The organism is Janthinobacterium sp. C22, assembly GCF_057919405.1.
Map to the genome: position 1 here is coordinate 4,944,323 of NZ_CP193659.1, position 21,177 is coordinate 4,965,499.

General features: G+C 65.2%; 17 protein-coding genes. 11 read left to right on the forward strand and 6 right to left on the reverse strand.

What is annotated here, in order from left to right:
* Nucleotides 1-13: 13 nt before the first annotated feature.
* The 11 genes from ACRHIG_RS23160 to ACRHIG_RS23210 all read left to right on the forward strand — a co-directional run bounded on the left by ACRHIG_RS23160 (nucleotide 14) and on the right by ACRHIG_RS23210 (nucleotide 15,201).
* A complete protein-coding gene (locus tag ACRHIG_RS23160; RefSeq protein ID WP_489628049.1) occupies nucleotides 14-1,627 on the forward strand; it encodes an MFS transporter in 1,614 nt (537 codons plus the stop codon).
* A gap of 160 nt (nucleotides 1,628-1,787) precedes the next feature.
* Nucleotides 1,788-3,008, forward strand: a complete 1,221-nt coding sequence (locus tag ACRHIG_RS23165; protein ID WP_489628050.1) for a maltoporin — start codon at nucleotides 1,788-1,790, stop codon at nucleotides 3,006-3,008.
* 310 nt (nucleotides 3,009-3,318) lie between these two features.
* A complete protein-coding gene (locus tag ACRHIG_RS23170; protein WP_475416488.1) occupies nucleotides 3,319-4,329 on the forward strand; it encodes a substrate-binding domain-containing protein in 1,011 nt (336 codons plus the stop codon).
* 238 nt (nucleotides 4,330-4,567) lie between these two features.
* Nucleotides 4,568-6,205 carry an alpha-amylase family glycosyl hydrolase gene (locus tag ACRHIG_RS23175; RefSeq protein ID WP_489628051.1) on the forward strand — a complete coding sequence of 546 codons (1,638 nt, stop codon included), beginning with the start codon at nucleotides 4,568-4,570 and terminating at the stop codon, nucleotides 6,203-6,205.
* A gap of 84 nt (nucleotides 6,206-6,289) precedes the next feature.
* Nucleotides 6,290-7,375, forward strand: a complete 1,086-nt coding sequence (locus ACRHIG_RS23180) for an ABC transporter ATP-binding protein (protein WP_475416490.1) — start codon at nucleotides 6,290-6,292, stop codon at nucleotides 7,373-7,375.
* Between the two features lie 110 nt (nucleotides 7,376-7,485).
* Entirely contained in the window at nucleotides 7,486-8,706 is a 1,221-nt protein-coding gene (gene malE, locus ACRHIG_RS23185; RefSeq protein WP_475416491.1) for a maltose/maltodextrin ABC transporter substrate-binding protein MalE, read from the forward strand.
* 129 nt (nucleotides 8,707-8,835) lie between these two features.
* Nucleotides 8,836-10,347, forward strand: coding sequence for a maltose ABC transporter permease MalF (malF, locus tag ACRHIG_RS23190; protein ID WP_489628052.1), 1,512 nt, complete (start codon nucleotides 8,836-8,838; stop codon nucleotides 10,345-10,347).
* Nucleotides 10,348-10,357: 10 nt separating this feature from the next.
* Nucleotides 10,358-11,248 (forward strand): maltose ABC transporter permease MalG, encoded by an 891-nt coding sequence (gene malG / locus ACRHIG_RS23195; RefSeq protein WP_489628053.1) that lies wholly within the window; start codon nucleotides 10,358-10,360, stop codon nucleotides 11,246-11,248.
* Between the two features lie 2 nt (nucleotides 11,249-11,250).
* On the forward strand, nucleotides 11,251-12,903 hold the full coding sequence (locus ACRHIG_RS23200) for an alpha-amylase family glycosyl hydrolase (protein ID WP_489628054.1): 1,653 nt from the start codon (nucleotides 11,251-11,253) through the stop codon (nucleotides 12,901-12,903).
* Nucleotides 12,900-13,811: a carbohydrate kinase family protein gene (locus tag ACRHIG_RS23205; RefSeq protein WP_489628055.1), complete on the forward strand. Its 912-nt coding sequence runs from the start codon at nucleotides 12,900-12,902 to the stop codon at nucleotides 13,809-13,811. The genes ACRHIG_RS23200 and ACRHIG_RS23205 overlap by 4 nt, the downstream gene beginning before the upstream one ends.
* A 103-nt stretch (nucleotides 13,812-13,914) precedes the next feature.
* Nucleotides 13,915-15,201 carry an O-acetylhomoserine aminocarboxypropyltransferase/cysteine synthase family protein gene (locus ACRHIG_RS23210; RefSeq protein WP_489628056.1) on the forward strand — a complete coding sequence of 429 codons (1,287 nt, stop codon included), beginning with the start codon at nucleotides 13,915-13,917 and terminating at the stop codon, nucleotides 15,199-15,201.
* A gap of 225 nt (nucleotides 15,202-15,426) precedes the next feature.
* Here the strand turns inward: ACRHIG_RS23210 and ACRHIG_RS23215 are convergent, their stop codons facing one another.
* Genes ACRHIG_RS23215 through ACRHIG_RS23240 form a run of 6 tightly spaced genes read right to left on the reverse strand, consistent with a single transcriptional unit; the run spans nucleotide 15,427 to nucleotide 21,174 of the window.
* Nucleotides 15,427-16,461 (reverse strand): AAA family ATPase, encoded by a 1,035-nt coding sequence (locus tag ACRHIG_RS23215; RefSeq protein ID WP_489628057.1) that lies wholly within the window; start codon nucleotides 16,459-16,461, stop codon nucleotides 15,427-15,429.
* A complete protein-coding gene (locus ACRHIG_RS23220; RefSeq protein WP_489628058.1) occupies nucleotides 16,458-17,504 on the reverse strand; it encodes an AMP-binding protein in 1,047 nt (348 codons plus the stop codon). The genes ACRHIG_RS23215 and ACRHIG_RS23220 overlap by 4 nt, the downstream gene beginning before the upstream one ends.
* The gene (locus ACRHIG_RS23225; RefSeq protein ID WP_489628059.1) at nucleotides 17,426-17,836 is read right to left on the reverse strand and encodes a hypothetical protein; all 411 of its coding nucleotides are present in this window, start codon (nucleotides 17,834-17,836) and stop codon (nucleotides 17,426-17,428) included. The genes ACRHIG_RS23220 and ACRHIG_RS23225 overlap by 79 nt, the downstream gene beginning before the upstream one ends.
* Entirely contained in the window at nucleotides 17,833-18,426 is a 594-nt protein-coding gene (locus tag ACRHIG_RS23230) for a hypothetical protein (protein WP_489628060.1), read from the reverse strand. Before ACRHIG_RS23230 ends, ACRHIG_RS23225 begins: the two co-directional genes overlap by 4 nt.
* Nucleotide 18,427: 1 nt before the next feature.
* Complete coding sequence (locus ACRHIG_RS23235; RefSeq protein WP_489628061.1) at nucleotides 18,428-20,206, reverse strand: VWA domain-containing protein; 1,779 nt, start codon at nucleotides 20,204-20,206, stop codon at nucleotides 18,428-18,430.
* Nucleotides 20,203-21,174, reverse strand: coding sequence for a hypothetical protein (locus ACRHIG_RS23240; RefSeq protein WP_489628062.1), 972 nt, complete (start codon nucleotides 21,172-21,174; stop codon nucleotides 20,203-20,205). Before ACRHIG_RS23240 ends, ACRHIG_RS23235 begins: the two co-directional genes overlap by 4 nt.
* Nucleotides 21,175-21,177 lie beyond the last annotated feature (3 nt).

Sequence of the window (21,177 nt, forward strand, 5' to 3'; positions counted from 1 at the left end):
TGGAATCATTCCCATGGATACGAATCTTCCCGCGCATGCCCCGGACCAAGCGACTCTACGGCGTATGCTGGTCCTGGCCGCCGTCTGCCTGGCCGCGCTGTGCATGCCGCTCAGTTTCACGGGGCCAGCCATCGCCATTCCCGCCATCGCCGCCGACCTGCACGGCTCGCCGCTGGCGCTGGCCTGGATCACGAATGCCTTCATGCTCAGCTTTGGCGGCTGTCTGATGGTGGCCGGCGCGCTGGCCGACCGCTATGGCCGCAAGCGCGTGTTCTTGCTGGGCATGGGCGTGTTTTCCGCCGCCGCGCTGGCCCTGGCGGCCGCGCCCGGCATCCTGTGGCTCGACGTGCTGCGCGCCGTCCAGGGCCTGGGCTGCGCCATGGCCCTGTCGAGCGGACTGGCGGCCCTGGCGCAGGAATTCGACGGCCCGGCCCGCGCGCGGGCCTTCAGCCTGATCGGTACGGCCTTCGGCGCGGGCCTGGCCTTCGGCCCCTTCCTGGCCGGCACCTTGATCACGCATACGGGCTGGCGCGCCATCTTTGTCTGCACGGCCGTGGCCGGCCTGGCCGCCCTGCTGGCCGCCGCGCGCGCCATGCGCGAATCGCGCGATCCGCAGGCGCAAGGCGTCGACTGGCCCGGCGCCCTGACGTTTACGGGTGCGCTCTCCCTGTTTACCTATGGCTTGCTGCAGGCGCCGCACAAAGGCTGGGGCAGCGCCGCCAGCCTGGGGTTGTTCGGCGGCGCGGCCTTGCTGCTGGCCGCGTTCATCCGCGTGGAGCGGCGCGCCGCGCGGCCCATGCTGGACTTGACCCTGTTCCGCCTGCCCGCCTTTGCCGGCGTTCAATTGCTGGCGGCCGCGCCCGCGTTTTCATTCGTCGTGCTGCTGGTGCTGCTGCCGGCCCGCTTCATCGGCATCGAAGGCTACAGCGCGCTGGAAGCGGGACGCATGATGATCGCCCTGTCCGCGCCCATGCTGGTGCTGCCGGTCCTGGCCGGCATGGCGGCGCAGCGCCTTGCCGCCGCGCACATTTGCGCCAGCGGCCTGCTGCTGGCGGCGGGCGGCTTGCTGTGGCTCTCCACCTGCGCGCCAGGGCAAGCGCCCGCTACCGTGATCGGGCCGCTGCTGCTGATCGGCTGCGGCATCAGCCTGCCGTGGGGCTTGATGGATGGCCTGGCCATCAGCGTCGTGCCCGTCGAACGGGCCGGCATGGCGGCCGGCATCTTCAATACGACGCGGGTGGCGGGCGAAGGCCTGGCGCTGGCCATCGTCAGCGCGCTGCTGGGCACGTTTATTGTCGCAGCGCTGGGCGGCGCCGGCATTGCCGGCATCGGCGCGGAGCAGGCGGCGCGCGCGGGCCCGTTCCTGGCCCTCGGCGAGCTGCGCCATGCAGCGACCCTGTTGCCGCAAACCGGCGCCGCTGAACTGGCGCAAGCGTATGGCACGGCCTTCCGCCACTTGCTGTATGTGCTGGCCAGCATCACGATGGCGTCGGCCTTGCTGATCCTGGTCTTTTGCGCCATCCGGCCCCTGCGGCAACGGACACGACCGCCCTGCCCGCCTGCGACGCTCCCTCCTGATTCCCTCTTGCCGTACCCGGCGGCGCCCATGTGCCGCCGCCCTCCCTGATGTTTCTCCGCAACACCTCAAAAGTTTCAAGGATTAAAACTAGTTTACTGATCAAAGCGCTTTGAACTATACTCAAAGCGCTTTGAAACATAACTAAAGCGCTTTGGCTGCGCAAAGTGATGCGCGCCGATCCCACACCTATAAAAACACTGGAGACGCAATGAACCAACATTTCTTGAAAACTTTGCCTGCCGCCGTGGCGTTGGCCTTGAGCGCTTCGGCCGCCCAGGCCGCCCTGCCGATCGATTTCGGCGGCTACATCCGTTCGGGCTTCGGCACCAGCAGCGAAGGCGGCAAGGAAGCGTGTTTCGGCCTGGCCGGCGCCTCGTCCAAGTATCGCTTGGGCAATGAGTGCGAAACCTACGGCGAGCTGAAATTCGGCGGCGAAGCCTTCAAGGCAGCCAACGGCACCACGTTCCGCATCAATACCCTGGTGGCGTTCTCCGTCAACCAGAACCAGGACTGGGAACAATCGGACCCGTCGTGGCGCGAAATGAACGTCGTCGCCGACAAGATCGGCACGGGCGCCTTCGCCGAAGCGCGCGCCTGGGTCGGCAAGCGCTATTACGACCGCCAGGACGTGCACATCACCGATTACTACTTCTGGAATAACAGCGGCCCTGGCGCCGGCCTGGAAAACATCGACCTGGGCGCCGCCAAGCTGGCCTACGCCATCGTGCGCACGGCAGACGACAAGGACAGCAATCGCATGGGCCTGTCCCACGACCTGCGCTTCTCCGGCATCAAGGTCAACCCGGACGGCGAACTGACCCTGGGCCTGCAGTTCAACCAGAAACGCAATGCGCAAGGCGCGGCGCCCGTCGCCAGCGGCCACTTGCTGACCGTCATGCATACGCAAGGCAACTTGCTGGGCGGCTTCAACAAGGTGGCATTGCAGTACGGCAAAGGCAGCGCCGCCAACACGGGCGGCTTCAGCCTGGGCGCCGGCAAGGATGACAAGGTCGTGCGCCTGACGGAACAGATCATGATCCAGCCCAAAGGCGCCTGGTCGGGCATGGGCACTTTCGTCTACGAAGACAAGGAAACGGCGGGCGTGAGCAGCAAGTGGACGTCGATCGGCGCGCGTCCCGTCTACCACTTCACGGACAACTACAGCCTGGCCGTGGAACTGGGCCACGACATCGTCAAGCCGGAAGGCGGCGAGAGCCGCAACCTGACCAAGCTGACCTTCGCGCCGCAACTGTCGGCCGGCAACAGCTTCTGGTCGCGCCCCGTGCTGCGCGCCTTCTACACCTACGCCAAATGGAACAAGGCAGCCCAGTCGGCCGCCGCGGCCGAATCGGCGCTGTCGTCGACGGGCGTGTTTGGTGGCAAGACCAACGGCAGCTCCGTCGGTTTCCAAGTGGAAAGCTGGTGGTAATCGCCGGCATCTAGAACGTTGGCAGGCGTCCCCGGACGCTTGCCGGTGGCAGCAACACCGCCCGCTATCAAAGGGGTACGCATTACCCGGACCCACCATTTCGCCGCTGCACGCGATGGCCGGCAGCTTCAATGTAGTGATTCAGCAGTATCCTCTTTTAGCGCGGGCGCCCCTGGGTTTGCCCGCGTATTTTTGGGCACTGCCGCCGCTGGCCATACCCCTGATCATTCCGGCATTTATCAGATAAACTACCCGTCATCGCACCGCATCGCTCCCGACTCACCCTGGATAGACCCCGACTGCAGCATTCATGAACCTCAAAAATCTCGCCAAAACGCTAGGAATATCCGAAACCACCGTCAGCCGCGCCTTGAATGGCTATCCGGAAGTGAGCGAACGCACGCGCGAGCGGGTGCTGGCTGCCGCGCAGGCGGCCGGCTACCGCCCCAATCCCATGGCGCGCAGCCTGGCCGTGGGACGCACGAACATCGTCGGCATCATCTACCCGCTGATGCCGAACGACCTGGCCGACCCCATGTTCATCGACATCGTCGGCGGCATGTCCGAAGCGCTGGAAGCGCAGCAGATGGACATGATGATCGCGCCCGCCTCGGCCACCAATGAATTCCACACCTATGAACGCATGGTCAAGGGCCGCCGCATCGATGGCCTGATCGTCGGGCGCACGAAACCGTTCGACGAGCGCATCGCCTATCTGGCGCAGCAGGGCATGCCGTTCGTCGCGCATGGCCGCACGCAGCTGAACCAGCCGCACGCGTGGTTCGACTACGACAACGAGGCGGGCATGCGCCTGGCCGTCGAACGCCTGGCGCAGCTGGGCCACCAGCGCATCGGCCTGATCAGCGCCACGCCGGACCTGAACTTCGTGCGCCAGCGCGTCGAGAGTTTCCAGCACGCCATGCAGGCGGGCGGCCTCGCCGTCGATCCCGACAATCTGGTCGACAATGCGCACGACCGCCGCGCCGGCTACCAGGCCATGCAGCGCCTGCTGGCCCGCTCGCCCCGCCCCACCGCCGTCATCGTCGACAACCACATGTCGGGCGTGGGCGCCGTGCGCGCCCTGCTCGACGCGGGCATCGCCATCGGCAGCGAAATGTCGCTGATCGTCTGGGGCGTGATGGAAGATTCCCTGGCCGGCCACAACGTCACCACCGTCGTCCAGCCCGACCCGCGCGGCGCCGGCGCGAAGATGATCCACATGCTGCTGGCCCTGATGGACGGCACGCCCGTCACCGACCTGCAGGAACTGTGGCCGTGCGAACTGTTGCCAGGGGAGTCGGCGGGGCAGGTGCCGAACTAGGCGATTTCCGCCCATCCATGCCGCCGGCCGCCTGGCCGGCGGTGCCATCTTGTTGTCCTGAATCACCCTCATAAAAAAATCGTATGTCTGGCGCGTGTATCGCTTTACTTTTCAAAGCGCTTTGAACTATACTCATTTCATACCCAAAGCGCTTTGAATTTTAAAATAAGACGTTCGCCTACCAACCAGCAGCGCGCCCTGATAGCCACGGCTACAGGCAACTTTTAAGAAATCATTCATGCCGACCATCCAGAACAATCTCGCCCACCTGCCCGCCGACTGGTGGCGCAGCGCCGTCATCTACCAGGTCTATCCACGCAGCTTCCTCGACAGCAATGGCGACGGCATCGGCGACTTGCCCGGCATCACCTCCAAGCTCGATTACATCGCAGCCCTGGGCGCCGATATCGTCTGGATCTCGCCCTTCTTTACATCGCCGATGAAAGACTTCGGCTACGACGTGGCCGATTTCTGCGACGTCGACCCCATGTTCGGCACCCTGGCCGATTTCGACCGCCTGGTGGCGCGCGCCCATGAGCTGGGCTTGAAAGTGATGATCGACCAGGTGCTGTCGCACTCGTCCGACGTCCACCCGTGGTTCGTGGAAAGCCGCTCCAGCCGCGACAATCCCAAGGCCGACTGGTATGTATGGGCCGACCAGAAACCGGACGGCACGCCGCCGAACAACTGGCTGTCCGTGTTCGGCGGTTCCGCCTGGCAATGGGAGCCGCGCCGCGGCCAGTACTACCTGCACGATTTTCTCGTCAGCCAGCCCGACCTGAACTTCCACAACCCGGCCGTGCAGCAGGCGCAGCTGGACAACCTGCGTTTCTGGCTCGAGCGCGGCGTCGACGGTTTCCGCTTCGATTCCTGCAATTTCCCCTACCACGACCAGTTGCTGCGCGACAATCCGCCCGCCGCGCAGCGCGATGCGAGCAGCGTGTCGGCCATCAATCCGTACGGCATGCAGGCGCATATGTACGACAAGACGCAGCCGGAAAACATCGCCTATCTGCAGCGCGTGCGCGCCATCCTTGATGAATACCAGGCCATTTCCATCGGCGAAGTGGGTGACGACAATGCGCTGGCCACGATGGCCGCCTACACGGGCGCCGACAAGCTGCACATGGCCTACAGTTTCAACCTGCTGACGGCCGAGTTTTCCGCCGCGCACATCCGCACCCAGGTGGAAGAATTCGAGGCGCAAGTGGCCGACGGCTGGGCTTCCTGGTCCGTGGGCAACCACGACAGCGTGCGCGTCATGACGCGCTGGGGCGGCCAGAACCCGTCGCCATCGCTGGCCAAGGTGGTGCTGGCCGTGCAGGCGGCCTTGAAAGGCACGCCGTGCCTGTACCAGGGCGACGAGCTGGCCCTGACGGAAGCGGACATTCCTTTCGAGGCGCTGCAAGACCCGTACGGCATCCCGTTCTGGCCCCAGTTCAAGGGCCGCGACGGCTGCCGCACGCCGATGCCATGGGTGGCCGATGCGCCGCATGGCGGCTTCAGTAATGCCAAACCTTGGCTGCCCGTGCCGCCCGAACACCTGGCGCGCGCGGTGGATGTCGAAGAAAACGATTCCGCTTCACCCCTGCAGTTTGCGCAAAATATCCTCGCCTGGCGCCGCACCTTGCCGCAATTGCTGCGCGGCGACATCGTCTTCTTCGATGCGCCGGAACCCGTGCTGGCCCTGCGCCGCGACTTGCCGGGCCAACCGTCCGTGCTGGCCGCCTTCAACCTGGGCACGCAAGCCGTCACCTTCGCCTGGCCCGCTGCGGCGTCTGCGGCCGACCTGGGCGGTCACGGCTTGCCAGGCAGTAAAGATGGCCAACAGATCAGCCTGCCCCCGCATGGCGGCTGGTTCGGCACCCTGGCGTAAATCGCAGGCATTGGCGGCCATGCCGCCAATTACAATAACGAGCCCCGCGCATCAGCAGGGACGGATAGACACAGTGAGGACGACATGGCAGGACTGAAATTAGCAGGGCTGAAGAAGGCATATGGCGACGTGCAAACCCTGCACGGTATCGACCTGGAGATCGCCGATGGCGAATTCATGGTCTTCGTGGGCCCGTCGGGTTGCGGCAAATCCACCTTGCTGCGCAGCATCTGCGGCCTGGAAGAAATCAGCGGCGGCGACTTATTCATCGGCAAGACGCGCATGAACGACGTGCCGCCCGCCAAGCGCGGCATCGCCATGGTATTCCAGAGCTACGCTCTGTACCCGCACATGAGCGTGGCACAGAACATGGCCTTCGGCTTGAAACTGGCCGGCATGAGCAAGGTCCAGATTGCCGACGCCGTGCAGCGCGCCGCGCAGATCCTGCGCATCGAACCTTTGCTGGAACGCAAACCGAAAGACTTGTCGGGCGGCCAACGCCAGCGCGTGGCCATCGGCCGCGCCATCGTGCGCAAGCCCGACGTCTTCCTGTTCGACGAGCCGCTGTCGAACCTGGATGCCTCGCTGCGCGTGCAGATGCGCATCGAACTGGCGAATCTGCACCGTGAATTGCGCTCGACCATGATCTACGTCACGCATGACCAGGTCGAAGCGATGACCCTGGCCGACCGCATCGTCGTGCTCAACGCGGGACGCATCGAGCAGGTGGGCGCGCCGCTGGAGTTGTACCACCATCCCGCCAACCTGTTCGTGGCCGGCTTCCTCGGTTCGCCCCGCATGAACTTCCTCAAAGGCAAGATCCACAGCTATGTCGACGGCGTGGCCACCGTCGCCACGAATGCGGGCGGCATGCTGCAGGCGGCGTTGACGCAGCCGCTGGCCAGCGGTATGCCCGTCACCGTCGGCGCGCGCCCCGAGCACGTGCAGGCGTGCGCGCCCGGCGCCGCTGCCGCCATCACGGCCACCGTGCAGGCGGTGGAAAAGCTGGGCGACATCAGCTATCTGTATGTGCAGGTACCCGGCGGCGACGAGCCGCTGGTGGTGCGCGCCGATGCGGATACGGACTGGGCGATTGGCCAGTCCGTATCTCTGCAGGTGGCGCCCGCCCGTGTCCACGTGTTCGACGAACACGGCCAGACCCGCACCTGATCTATCCGCTTTAGGGGCCAGGCGCTACAGGCGCCGCCTGGCCTGGTTGCATCGTTTCAGCCTTGATACTCAACATAAACTTAGCATAAAAAAAGATACTGGAGATTGACATGTCCTTCACGCACCCGAAACGCAGCTTCATCAAAACCACCCTGATCGCCGCCGCCCTGGCCGGCATCGGCAACCTGGCCGCCGTCAGCATGGCGAACGCGGCCGAAGCAGGCACCCTGTTGATCTGGATCAATGGCGACAAAGGCTACAAGGGCCTGGCCAAGGTCGGTGAGGAATTCACCAAGAAGACGGGCATCAAGGTCGTCGTCGAGCATCCGGAAGATGCGCCGAACAAATTCCAGCAAGCGGCGGCCGCCGGCAAGGGCCCGGACATCTGGATCTGGCCGCATGACCGCATCGGCACCTGGATCGACGCCGGCTTGCTGCAACCAGTGACGCCAAGTAAGGAAGCGCGCGCCGCCATTCTGCCGCTGGCCTGGAACGCCTTTACCGTGGGCGGCAAGACCTGGGGCTACCCGATCTCGATCGAAGCCGTCGCCCTCGTCTACAACAAGGACCTGGTGCCGACCCCGCCTAAGACCTTCGAGGAAATCGCCGCGCTGGACAAGAAACTCTCCGCGCAAGGCAAGAAAGCCATCCTGTGGGATTACACGAATACCTATTTCACGTGGCCGCTGCTGGGCGCGGGCGGCGGCTTCCCGTTTGAAGTCAAGTCCGACGGCCGCTACGATGCAGCCAAGACGGGCGTGAACAATGCCGGTTCGCAAGCCGGCGTGAACGCGTTGATGACCCTGATCAACAGCGGCGCGATGCCGAAGGGCGCCGGCTACGCGGAAATGGAAGCGGGTTTCAACCAGGGCAAGATCGCCATGATGATCAACGGTCCATGGTCGTGGGACAATGCGCGCAAATCGAAGATCAATTACGGCGTGGCAACGATTCCTACCGTGGCAGGCAAAACGGCCACCCCATTCGTGGGCGTGCTGGGCGCGATGATTTCCAAGGCCAGCCCGAACAAGGATCTGGCGACGGAATTCCTGGAAAACCAGATGCTGCAACTCAATGGCCTGAAAACCATCAATGCCGACGTCCCGCTGGGCACGCCGGCGAACAAGGTGCTGTTCGCGGAATTGAAAGCCAATCCGAACATCCAGGCGACGATGGAAAGCGCGCAAGCGGGCCGCCCGATGCCGAACAACCCGGAAATGGGCCGCTTCTGGTCGTCGATGCAATCGGCGCTGGAAAACATCACCCAAGGCCGTCAGAGCACCAAGGATGGCCTGGATGCGGCGGCGAAGCGGATTACGACCGCCAATTAAGCCATATTTTGATTGAGCGTAGGTCGGATTAGCGTGTAGCGCGTAATCCGACATGTGCCGCCAACAATGTTGTCGGATTACGGCCCTTTGGGCCTAATCCGACCTACGTATCACTACAGGTATCCCATCGTGCGCAAGTTTATCGGCCCTACGGTATTGACCATCAGCATGGCGCTGGGTCTGTATCTGCTCTTCATGTTGTACATTTCCGGCCAGACCATGCTGGCCGCCGTTTTCCTCGGCTTGCTGACCTTGACGACGTTTGTCTTCACGTCGCCGCGCGCCTATGCCTACCGTTATCTGTTTCCCGGCATCACGGCGGTGATCGTCTTCGTGCTGTTGCCGATGGTGTACACGGTGTCGATCGGCTTTACCAATTTCAGCTCGCGCAACCTGCTCACCTACGACAGGGCCACGCAATACCTGCTCGACGAGACGCAGCGCGTGGAAAGCGCCGGCTATGCCATGACCGTGCATGCCGACAACAAGGAATACCGCTTGCGCCTGGAAAGCCCGGACACGGGCGAAGTGCTCTTGACGCCGCCGCTGGCCCTGAAGCGCGCCGTCCCGCTGAAGGTGGACGTGGCGCCGGCTGACCCCGTGCAGGCGCCCGTGCTGGCCCCGCCGCTGCCCATCAAGGACATCATCGCCCTGCAAAAGGATCTGAAGCTGCTCACCCTCATCCTGCCGAACAGGATCGAGCTGCGCATGGTGGGCTTGCGCGAATTCGGTCCCGTCGCGCATGTCTACAAGCAACTGCCGGACAAGACCCTCAAAAAAGTCGCCACGGGCGAACTCGTGACGCCGAACTTCAAGACGGGCTTTTATGAAATGCCGGATGGCACCAAGCTGGAACCGGGCTTCAAGGTCAATGTCGGTTTCGCCAACTTCGTCAAGATTTTCTCCGATGAAGCGTTCCGCGGCCCCTTCCTGCGTATTTTCGTCTGGACCATCGTCTTCGCCCTGATCAGCGTGGCCACCACGACGGGCCTGGGCATGGTGCTGGCCGTGCTCTTGAACTGGGATGCGCTGCGCTTCCGCGGCCTGTACCGCACCCTGCTGTTCCTGCCGTACGCCGTGCCCGGTTTCATTTCCATCCTGGTCTTCAAGGGGCTGTTCAATAACAACTTCGGCGAAATCAACCTGGTGCTCGACGCCCTGTTCGGCATCAAGCCCGCCTGGTTCTCGGACACCACCCTGGCCAAGGCGATGATCCTGATCGTCAACACCTGGCTCGGCTATCCCTACATGATGGTCGTGTGTATGGGCTTGATCAAGGCGATCCCGTCGGACCTGTACGAAGCGTCGGCCCTGGCTGGCGCGGGACCGCTGACGAATTTCTTCAAGATCACCTTGCCGCTGATCATCAAACCGCTGACGCCGCTGATGGTGGCCAGCCTGGGTTTCAACTTCAATAATTTCGTGCTGATCAGCTTGCTGACGGGCGGTCGTCCCGATTTCCTCGACACGACCTTACCGGCCGGCACGACGGACTTGCTCGTGTCCTACACCTACCGCATCGCGTTCGAGGATTCCGGCCAGAACTTTGGCCTGGCCGCCGCCATCTCGACCCTGATCTTCTTCCTCGTGGCCGCGATTTCGCTGGTCAACATGCGCCTGACGCGCATGAACAAAGCATAAAGGACAGCATATGGCTATCGTTGTCGACCGTTCCAACCGCTGGCGCATCCTGGCGGCCCACGTCGCCGTGATCGCGCTGATCGCGCTGGTGATGTTCCCCTTCCTGATGATCCTGTCGATTTCATTACGCCCAGGCAACTTCGCCTCGGGCAGTTTGATACCGCCCGAGATCAGCTTCGAGCATTGGCGATTGGCGCTGGGCATGTCCTACCAGGCGCCCAACGGCGCCCTCGTCGAGCCGGACTTCCCCGTGCTGCTGTGGCTGTGGAATTCCATCAAGGTGGCCAGCATGAGCGCCACCGTCACCGTGCTGCTGTCGACCACCTGCGCGTATGCGTTCGCGCGCATGCAATTCCGCTTCAAGGCGCAGACGCTGTCCGCGCTGATGCTGCTGCAGATGTTCCCCGCCGTGCTGGCCCTGGTGGCCATCTACGCCATCTTCGACGTGCTGGGCAGCTACGTGCCGTGGCTGGGCATCGACCACCACGGCAGCCTGGTACTGGCCTACACGGGCGGCATCGCGCTGCATATCTGGACCATCAAGGGCTATTATCAAACCATCCCCGTCGAGATCGAGGAAGCGGCCAAGGTCGACGGCGCCACGCAGTGGCAGGCCTTCGTCTACGTGCTGCTGCCGATGACGGTGCCCATCCTGATGGTGGTGTTTTTGTTGTCCTTCATCGGCGCCATCATCGAATACCCGATCGCGTCCGTGCTGCTGCATGAACAGAACAACCTGACCCTGGCCGTCGGCTCGAAACTGTTCCTGTACGAGCAAAAATACCTGTGGGGCGACTTCGCCGCGGCGGCCATCCTGTCCGGCTTGCCCATCACGGCAGTGTTCCTGCTGGCGCAAAAATGGATGATCTCCGGCCTGACGGCTGGCGGCGTGAAGGGCTGACCATGCGACGCTCCCTGACTACGCTGGCCGCCCTGTTACTCAGCGCTTCGGCGCAGGCAGGCAGCTTCAGCTTCAGCTTCGCTGACAACCCCATCGTCTACTTTGCCGTGACGGACCGTTTCGCCAACGGCAATCCCGGCAACGACAATTCTTACGGCCGCGCCGCCGACCCGCAAGGCGGCGACGTGGGCAGCTTTCACGGCGGCGACATCGCCGGCATCACGCAGCAGCTGAAAGCCGGCTATTTCCGCGACCTGGGCGTCAACGCGCTATGGATCACGGCGCCCTACGAGCAGATCCACGGCTGGGTGGTGGGCGGCAAGCAGCAATTCCAGCACTACGCCTACCACGGCTACTGGGCGCTCGATTACACCACGATGGACGCCAACATGGGCACGCGAGACGAGCTGCGCGAGATGATCGCCACCGCCCACGCGCAAGGCATCCGCGTGCTGTTCGATGTGGTGCTGAACCATCCCGGCTACGCGGACTTGCGCACCCTGGCGCAATACAAGGTGCCCGTGCTGTGGCCCGGCCATGACAAGGCCACCCTGCGCGATTATCACAGCTTCATCGACTACAACAACTTCGAATTCAAGCAGTGGTGGGGCCCGGACTGGGTGCGCGCCGGCTTGCCCGGCTACCAAGATGGCGGCAAGGACGACTACACGATGCAGCTGGCCTACCTGCCCGACTTCCGCACGGAGAGCGGCAAGGCCGTGGGCTTGCCGCCCATCCTGCAACGTAAAAGCGACACGCGCGCCGTGGCCCTGCCCGGCACCACGGTGCGCGGCTACCTGGTCCACTGGCTGGCGGACTGGGTGCGCGAATTCGGCGTCGACGGTTTCAGGGCCGACACCGTCAAGCACGTGGAGCCGGCCAGCTGGCTGGCCCTGCGCGCGGCCGCCACGGAGGCATTACAAGATTGGAAAACGCGCCATCCGGAACAGAAGATCGACGACGCACCGTTCTGGATGACGGGCGAAGCGTGGGGCCATGGCCCCGAGCGCAGCAGCTGGTTTGATGCCGGCTTCGATTCGATGATCAATTTCGACTTTCAACACCGCGCCGGCGGCGACTGGAAAAGCATCGACGGCGTGTACCGCCAGTACGCGGGGCTGCTGGCCAAGCGCATTGGCAATGAGCCCCATTACGACATCCTGTCGTACATCTCCTCGCACGACACCAGCCTGTTCCCGCGCGATCAATTGAAGCACGGCTTGTCCGCGCTGCTGCTGGCGCCGGGCGGCGTGCAGCTGTTCTATGGCGACGAAAGCGCCCGCCAGCCTGGCGCGGCGCCCATCGGCGACGAACAGCAGGCCACGCGGTCAAGCATGAACTGGGGCTCGCACGATGCGGCGACGCTGGCGCATGCACGCAAGCTGGGCCAGTTCCGCCTGCGCCACCCTGCCCTGGCGCGCGGCGCGCATCGCCTGATCGATGAAAAACCGTATGCGTTCGCCCGCGTGACGCAGGATGACGCCGTCATCGCCGCGCCCGAGGCGCAGGGCCTCGTCTCGTTGAAAGTCCACGGTGTCTTCGCCGATGGCGCCCTGCTGCGCGACGCGTACACGCATCAAACATACTTAGTCAAAGATGGCGCCGTCGCGGTGAACGCGGCCGGCACCGTCCTGTTGGAAAAGGCGGCACCATGAGTACCTATGATATTTTAGTGGTCGGCGGCGCCGGCATCGACACCATCGTGCGCGTCCCCGACCTGCAATTGCCCGTGGCCGATTCGCTGCACGTGCCCCCCATCCGCGACTACGTGGCGCACACCGGCAATGGCGTGGCGCTCGGCTGCCACGCGCTGGGCCTGCGCTGCAAGTTCATCGATTTCATCGGCGACGATGCGCAAGGCGCGGCCATCCTGCAGCGTTATAAAGATGCCAGACTCGATTTTTCACACATCGTCGAACCCTCGGGCACGCGGCGCAGCGTCAACCTGGTCGACCCGCAAGGGCGCAGGCTGTCGCTGTACGACGGCCGCCACCCGGAAGACGTGCGCATGCCCGCCGCTTTTTATCTTCCCTACCTCGGGCCGGCGCGCCACGCGCACTTTTCCATCATGGGCTGGGTGGCCGAACTGTTTGACGATGCGCTGACGTGCGGCACGACGGTATCGACCGACCTGCACGACTGGGATGGCGTCAACCCGCACCACAAGGTCTTCGCGCTGCGCGCCGACCTGGTCTTCCTCAGCACGGCCGCGCTGGGCGAACATCGCGACGACGTTATGCGCGCCATTATTTCGGAAGGCCGCGCGCAAGCCGTCATCGCCATGGCCGGCGCGCACGGCGCCTACCTGCTGGAACGGGGCAGCGCGTCCGTGCGACACACTCCGGCGGCGGGCTTGAAGCTGCCCGTGCTGGACACGAACGGCGCCGGCGACTCGTTCGTGGCCGCCTTTTTACACGCCTGGCTGGCAGGACTGCCGCTGGAGGACGCCATGCGCCGCGGCGCCATCGGCGGAGCATTCGCCTGCGCACAGCATGGCACGCATGAACGGTTTATCGGCCAGACGGAGCTGCATGACTTATATCAAGACCGCACTAGCTTATGACTTAATATTCTATCAAGCGTAGCAAGCAGTTAACGGGGGCATGGCACAATGGCTGCGAATTTCAAACGCTTCACCATCGCAGACCAATCGAACCGGAGACCACATGAGAATCGAAACCCTGGCCGTGCACGCCGGCTACACCCCCGACCCGACCACCAAGGCCGCCGCCGTCCCCATCTACCAGACCGTGGCATACGCCTTCGACAATGCCCAGCATGGCGCCGACCTGTTCGACCTCAAGGTCGCCGGAAATATCTACACGCGCATCATGAACCCCACGCAGGACGTGCTGGAAAAGCGGGTCGCGGCGCTGGAAGGCGGCGTGGCCGCGCTGGCCGTCGCGTCGGGCATGGCGGCGATTACCTACGCGATCCAGACCATCGCCGAAGCGGGCGACAATTTCATCTCCGCCAGCCAGCTGTATGGCGGCACCTACAACCTGTTTGCCCACACTCTGCCGCAGATCGGCATCGAAGTGCGCTTCGCCGATGCGCGTCAGCCCGAGAGCTTCGCCGCCCTGATCGACGCGCGCACCAAGGCCATCTTCTGCGAATCGATCGGCAACCCGCTGGGCAACGTGACGGACGTGGCGAAACTGGCCGAGATCGCGCATGCGCACGGTATCCCGCTGATCGTCGATAACACCGTGCCGAGCCCCTATCTGTTCCGTCCCATCGAGCATGGCGCCGACATCGTCGTCCATTCGCTGACCAAGTACCTGGGCGGCCACGGCACCACCGTGGGCGGCGCCATCGTCGACAGCGGCAAGTTCCCCTGGGCCGAGCACAAACAGCGCTTCAAGCGCCTGAACGAACCGGACGTGTCGTACCACGGCGTGGTCTACACGGAAGCGTTCGGCCCCGCCGCCTTCATCGGCCGCGCGCGCGTCGTCCCGCTGCGCAACATGGGCGCGGCCATTTCACCGCTCTCCGCCTTCCAGCTGATCCAGGGCATCGAGACGCTGGCCCTGCGCATGGACCGCATCTGCGACAATACGCTGGCCCTGGCCAAGCACCTGAAGCAGCATCCGAAAGTCGCGTGGGTCAATTACGCGGGCCTGGAAGACCACCCGGACCACGCGCTGGTGAAAAAATACATGCACGGCCGCGCCTCGGGCATCCTGTCTTTCGGCCTGAAACTGGCGGCAAGCGAAGACCCGCGCGCGGCCGGCGCCCGCGTGCTCGACGCCCTGCAGCTGTTTACGCGCCTGGTCAACATCGGCGACGCCAAGTCGCTGGCCACCCACCCGGCGTCCACCACGCACCGCCAGCTCAATCCCGAGGAACTGGCCAAGGCGGGCGTGTCCGAAGACATGCTGCGCCTGTCCGTCGGCATCGAGCATATCGACGACTTGCGCGAAGACCTGGAACAGGCCTTGAACGCGGCCTGAGACCCACGCCGCCTGGAGGGGACTTCATGCCATAACCGGTGCCATCTCCAGTCAGGCGGCCGCGCCAGCATCACCAACCTGCCCGGCGGGCGCTATAGCAATGTCGTCGGATTACACGGCATGCGCCGCTAATCCGACCTACGCTGCGGTATCCGCGTGCGCCGCCGTGGCAACAACGTAGGTCGGATTAGCGCAGCGTAATCCGACACCGCCGCGCATCCGTCATTAAGATCCCGCCAGCACTTTTTCCACATGCCTGATCCTGTCGTCCACCGAACCAGACACATTGATAAAGGCGATCCCCCGCCGCGCCAGTTCGGCCTGGTACCACGCATGCTGGCGCGCGCGAAAATCCTCGTCGCGGCGGGTGCCGTCCTGGATGAAGGGAAAGTCGGGGGCGCACAGCAGCACCAGGTCGTAGCGGTGTTCGGCCAGCCGGGCCAGTTCCTGCTCGGCCCTGCCGAACATCTCGACACAGTAAAAATACGTGGTCATGGGCGACGTGTCGCAAAACAGCCAGCGCCGCGCAGCCAACAGCGCCTGCGCTTCGCGGCGCAGCTGTTCCCGGCCGATCTTCAGCAAATCATCATAGGCCAGCACGCCATCCTGGCTTTCCCATAACTCTCGGCCATATTCGGCCACCCAGGCCGTCTCGAAATGCCGCGCCAGCGCTTGCGCCAGGGTCGTCTTGCCGCTCGATTCGCCGCCCAGCACGCACACGCGCGTGACGAAATCGGCGCGCACAATGGACGACAGGAAGGCGCCGTGCGCCTGCGGGTCTTGCCGCACGAGGGTGCCGGACACGGGTACCAGACTCCTCGCCTGGTCCACGCTCACGTGCGCCACCGCGCCAGCTGCATAATGCCGTTCCAGCACCTGCGCGAAGCCGGGACCATACTCTTCGCTGGTGAAGACGGCATCGACGGGCAAGTCCAGCACCGTCCAGCACAGCCAGCCCATGAAATGGCGATGTTCGTCGCCATCGGCGTCGTTGTGCGGCAGCGCGCGCGCCGGCATGCCGCGCGCCGCGCACAGGGCGGCCAGGCGCGCATCGTCGAGCACGACGAGGTGCGCCTGCGGGAATTGCGCGCGCAGCCACCTTTCCCGGCGCGCCGGTTCCAGGCCGGGAAATTCCGGCTTGGTGTAGCTGACCACCAGCAGCTCTTCGCAAGCGTCTTGCGCACGGTTGATCAACAACTCGTGGCCCAGGTGCAGCGGGCAGAATTTGCCGACCACGAGGCCGCGCTTATAAAGGTTCATGCTGCCGCTTCCCGCAAATCCGAGGTGTATTGAATGATCTTGTCTTCCGCCAGCAAGGTCTCGACCGTGATGGCGCCGAAAAAGGGCGCCATCAAGGCGCGCGCACGGTCAGCCTGCGGCATGGCGCCCGGCGTCAGGCGCAGCGCGACGGCACCGTCGCCATGCTGATGCACGCCGAACAAGGCGATGGCCAGCGGTTTCAAGGCATGCGTGATGTCGATATTGTTGATCCATGCGCCGTTGACCGTCCTGTAGCGCAGGGGGCTGCGTCCCGCCAGCCCCACCAGCACGGGGCCATCGGGGCCATGCGCCAGCGAGGCGTAGTCGCCCGTGCGGTAGCGCACGAGGGGCAGGCAAAAATTGAAACCGCCCGTCACGGTGATCTCGCCCCGCGCGCCATCTGGCACGGGACGGCCATCCGCGTCGAGGATTTCCACGTACAGCCGGTGCTGCAGCAGCACGTGGCCGCCCGCCCGCTCGTCGTACACGGCCACCGGCCCCACCTCGTTGAGCGAATAGATGTCGAGCACGGGGCAGCCGAACGCCGCTTCCAGGCGCGCGCGCATGCCGGGCAACAGCATCATCGAGACGGACAGCAGCGCGGCCGGCTTGTGCGTCATGGACAAGGTCAGCAGCTCGGCGAACGAGATGGGGTCGCCCGCGATCAGCTCGGGCGCCATGGCATCGAGGTAGCGCGCGCGGTCTTCAGGCTGGCGCCAGTCATCCGGGTGCAGGTTGATCTTCGCCAGGCCCGATTCGTTCATCGTCGGCGTGACGGAGACATAGGTGAAGCAGCGGCGCTGGTGCCCCAGCAGCATCACGCCCACCTGGCCCGCGCCATGGCGCAGGGTCACGCCGAAGCGATGCAGCGCGCGCTTGTGGAAGGCCAGGTAGCACCCCGCCACCAGCGGATGCGAGGCGATCAGCAGCGGATGGCCCGTGGTGCCCGTCGTCTGGAAATTGATCATGCGCGCCAGGTCCGCCTCGTCGGGCACGAAGGCGGCGATATCGTGCGCCAGCTCGGCGCGGCTGACGGGTGCCACGTCCGCAAGGCGCGCGGGGGCGAGCCGCAGGCACGGTAATACGGCACAGTGGCGTAGGTCGTCCTGAGAAACTCCGCCAGCCAGGTCGGCGGCGCGGCGGCGCTCCAGCCGATCGCCGCCTGCATGACTTCCTGCTCGTAAGCGCGCAATGCCGCCACTTCCCCGGCCTGCAGCTTATTGCCGCTGCGGTTGCGGTACCGGGGCGCGCAAGGATGGCTGCGCAGTTTGTCCAGCATGCGCGCGCCCGCCGGCGTCAGGGTGGGACAATAGTCGCGGTCCGATTCCCACACGCCGCCGGGCAGGTTGACGTCAGGTTTGCCAGCGAGCGTCATTCGCGCGACCACTTGTCGGCCGACTCCTCGGCCGCCTTCTTCGCCAGCGCCTCGCGGATCTCTCGCGCGCGCTGCTCGGCCAGGCGGCTCGCTTCGAGCAGGCGGCGGCGCTCCGTGCCGCTGATGGCGGACAATCGGTCCGTGGCCTGCGCCACGCTTTCGTCGCGGGGCCGAAAGCCCAGGCGTGCCAGCACGATGCGCGCCAGTTCCTCGCGCCGCTCCGGGTCTTGCGTGAACTGGTGGGCCGGCGTACTGGCGGCCAGTTCGCGCGCCGCCTCGCCCAGCACCTGCAGCAGATCATGCTGCGGCAACCGCTGTGCGATGAACCACTCGTCGGCCAGCAGCCAGCAGACGATCATGGCCAGCGCCAGCCGGTTGCGGTCCGCCTTGACCTGCGCGCCGACAAAACCCTGCAGTGACGCTGCCGGCGCGCGCGCGCCATGCAGCAGCAGGATATCGTTGACCAGCGCGGCCACCGCCACGGCCTGCGCATTGGCGACGCCGGCGATACGCGGTTCGCCGAGGAATTCGACGGGCGTGTCGGCCAGGCGGTGGGTTAATATTTCGAGGTGGGGACCGGGAGTATGCATGTCATTGTTGTCTATAGTGGCGCCGGCTGAACGCCCGCGCAAAGTCCAGCAAGTCCTCGTAGCGCTCGACGGCATGGATATCCCAGCCCTGCTCGCGGCGCGCACGTTTTAAATCGTCATAGGTCTGCTGCAGCCACTTGTTGGCCGCCGTGCCATCCCAGTCGCGCGCCAGGTTCAGGGCCATGGTGCCGCCCGCGCCGCCCCGGGCCAGCGCTTTCGCCGAGATATCCCAGCCGCTGTTGCCCAGTTCATCCTTGTCGAACATGGTGGTGATGCCGTCGTCGGAAATCATCAGGATGTGCGCGGGCCGTTCGCGCCTGGCCGCATAGGTCTGGCGCAGGCGGTGGATGGGGAAACAGGTACCGCCGCCAAAGAATTCCGTCAGCACGCCCAGGATCAGGTCTTCATCGCGCACGAAACCGGGCGTCTGCATCACCTGGTTCTTGCCGCTCCACAGGGTCACCTGCACTTTCGCGCCGGCGCGCAGGGCGGACAGGGCGATGACGGCGCCGGCCAGTGTCAAAAACGAGGTGTGCGCCTGCGGGTTCGGCATGGAGCCGGAACTGTCCACGTACATGTCCAGGTCGACGGGCACGGCGTCGATGGCGCGCGCCGGTTCGCGGCCGTACACGCGGCGCACGGTGGTCACGCCCGGCACTGGGCGCGGCGACTGCATCACGGACTGCAGCCAGTCGATGTCTTCCAGTGGATCGCCGATCTCCCACGCTTCCAGCCCCTCCATCTGCGGCTCCTGCGACTCGGGCGCGGGGCGGCTGGGAAACGCCACCAGGTGCGGTAAGGCCCGCTCGCGGTAGTAGCGGATGGCGATTTCATGGTCGCTCAGATCGATGCCCGAGGCTTTTAAAATGTCGCCCAGCTCGAACGGTTCGCGCAGCTGGCCGCCGCCCTGCCTGGCCGGCGCCTCGCCTTGAGGCTCCTCGCCATCGAGGCCGGAAATGCGCTTGTCGTGCACCGGGTGGATGGCGCCGCCCTCCTCGTCATCCTCGATCTGCTGCGCGCCATACGTCTGGCAGCCACGGGCCGCGTCGCGCGTGTCCTGCAGATAGCGGCTCGGGCTCAGAGCGTCCGTATCGTCGACCAGATAGGGCAGCAGCAAGGTGGCGAAGCGCCCCGCCGCCACCATCCAGTCGTTCGCATACACGCGTATCAGGCGCGCGCCCAGCCAGGCATCCGTGTCCAGGCGCTCATCCGCCTGGTTCTCAGCCCCTGCGCCGCCCAGCTCTCCCTTTTCCAGCTGCCACAGGTTTTCATAGATGCGCATGTAAAGGGTCCACACGCCGCCGCTCTTGGCGTCAGCTTGCGCCGTGCGCCCCTGCTGCAGCTTGCGGTAGATGTCGGCCATGCGCAGATTCGCCTGGCGCTGCAGGCGGTCGTTGATGAACAGGTCCGTGTACAGATTGGCCACCATGGGCGCGTGCTGCTCCAGGGTGGGCAAGGCGCGGCGCATGCGCGCCAGCAAACGGAACTGGTCGCCGGCGCTGCCCGGCGCGAGGATATGGTGGCCGATTTCATGCGCGAGGATTTCCAGCGCGTAGCCGTCCAGCCCCAGCTCCGTCACCAGCGGCAAGTCCACCACCACGCTCTGGTCCAGCAGGCGGATCATGGCGAAGCTGCCGGACAGTCCCTGCTTGCTGGCCTCGACGCGGCTGGCGCACAGGCTGGGGTCGCGCAGGCGCGTGAACTTGCTCCACACGGCCAGGGCCTCGGGCCAGGCGGCGCGCCAGGCGTCGATCAGCGCGGTGTCGGCATCCTTCTTCATGCGAGCGGCAGCAGGCGGATGGCGTGCGTCCACGGCGACGTGATGGCGATAGTGTGCGCATTGGCGGCGATGGCGATGTCGCCGGCCGGTACATCGAGTTCGATGCGGCGCGCGCCGATCTGCAGGATCGTCCCGTCGAGGCGCACGGCCGATGGCGTGCCGGTTTGCGCCTGCTCGAACTCCTGCGCCGTGGCGCTGTGCAGCACGGCGCCATAGGCGTCGGCCACCAGCAGGTAATGGCGCTCGGCGCTGCGCACGACAAATCCGTCTGCCGCAGCGCGCACCTGCGGCGGCGTGCCGAAGTCGCCACCGAGGCCTGTGAAGCTGCCGAACTCGCGGCCCTCCGCATTGCCGCGCCACGGATACTCCATCAGCTGCGCATGCACCTGCGGCCATTGCGCGCCGGGTTCGCCAAAGGCAGCCAGCGCCAAGGCGGGCGGCAAGGTATCGGCGGCGGCCAGCGCGCCCTGGCGGAAATGCGCGACGCCCGCGCGCCAGGCCAGCACCTGGCCCACGGCGCGCAGCTGCGCCAGCGTGGTGATCTGCGCCGCCAGCGCGGCCAGCTCGCGCTGCCACTGCGCGGGCCGCGCGCCCGCCACGGAGGCGATGTGGATGGCGGCGTTGCTGAGCATGCCCAGCACGTCGACCGGGGCAGTGGCCAGCAGCGGCGCAAACGATGGCGCCAGCTCGCGCCAGACGGTATTGAGGAAGGGATTTTTCGCGGCCGGACCGGCCAGCCCATGGCCCACCAGTTCCAGGGCCATGTCGTAGGCGGCCAGGGTCACGCCGCCCGCGCGCTCGGGCGCGGCGGCGGCCACGGCGACCACCAGCGGATCGACGCCGTCGTGCAAGAAGACGCCGAAGGCGGCCATGTCGAGCGAGGGAAAGCGCCGGCGCGCTTCCGCCGCGCGCGCATTGAACTGGGCGCGGCCGCTGGCAAGTACCGAGGCAAAGGCGGGAGAGATCATCGT

What these genes read in the sequence shown, in the direction of transcription:
- ACRHIG_RS23235 (WP_489628061.1), bottom strand. Translation starts at nt 20,206, where the DNA reads ATGAAGAAGGATGCCGACACCGCGCTGATCGACGCCTGGCGCGCCGCC.
- ACRHIG_RS23160 (WP_489628049.1), top strand. Translation starts at nt 14, where the DNA reads ATGGATACGAATCTTCCCGCGCATGCCCCGGACCAAGCGACTCTACGG.
- ACRHIG_RS23240 (WP_489628062.1), bottom strand. Translation starts at nt 21,174, where the DNA reads ATGATCTCTCCCGCCTTTGCCTCGGTACTTGCCAGCGGCCGCGCCCAG.
- malG (WP_489628053.1), top strand. Translation starts at nt 10,358, where the DNA reads ATGGCTATCGTTGTCGACCGTTCCAACCGCTGGCGCATCCTGGCGGCC.
- ACRHIG_RS23175 (WP_489628051.1), top strand. Translation starts at nt 4,568, where the DNA reads ATGCCGACCATCCAGAACAATCTCGCCCACCTGCCCGCCGACTGGTGG.
- ACRHIG_RS23215 (WP_489628057.1), bottom strand. Translation starts at nt 16,461, where the DNA reads ATGAACCTTTATAAGCGCGGCCTCGTGGTCGGCAAATTCTGCCCGCTG.
- ACRHIG_RS23210 (WP_489628056.1), top strand. Translation starts at nt 13,915, where the DNA reads ATGAGAATCGAAACCCTGGCCGTGCACGCCGGCTACACCCCCGACCCG.
- ACRHIG_RS23165 (WP_489628050.1), top strand. Translation starts at nt 1,788, where the DNA reads ATGAACCAACATTTCTTGAAAACTTTGCCTGCCGCCGTGGCGTTGGCC.
- malE (WP_475416491.1), top strand. Translation starts at nt 7,486, where the DNA reads ATGTCCTTCACGCACCCGAAACGCAGCTTCATCAAAACCACCCTGATC.
- ACRHIG_RS23200 (WP_489628054.1), top strand. Translation starts at nt 11,251, where the DNA reads ATGCGACGCTCCCTGACTACGCTGGCCGCCCTGTTACTCAGCGCTTCG.
- ACRHIG_RS23170 (WP_475416488.1), top strand. Translation starts at nt 3,319, where the DNA reads ATGAACCTCAAAAATCTCGCCAAAACGCTAGGAATATCCGAAACCACC.
- ACRHIG_RS23230 (WP_489628060.1), bottom strand. Translation starts at nt 18,426, where the DNA reads ATGCATACTCCCGGTCCCCACCTCGAAATATTAACCCACCGCCTGGCC.
- ACRHIG_RS23225 (WP_489628059.1), bottom strand. Translation starts at nt 17,836, where the DNA reads ATGACGCTCGCTGGCAAACCTGACGTCAACCTGCCCGGCGGCGTGTGG.
- ACRHIG_RS23180 (WP_475416490.1), top strand. Translation starts at nt 6,290, where the DNA reads ATGGCAGGACTGAAATTAGCAGGGCTGAAGAAGGCATATGGCGACGTG.
- ACRHIG_RS23205 (WP_489628055.1), top strand. Translation starts at nt 12,900, where the DNA reads ATGAGTACCTATGATATTTTAGTGGTCGGCGGCGCCGGCATCGACACC.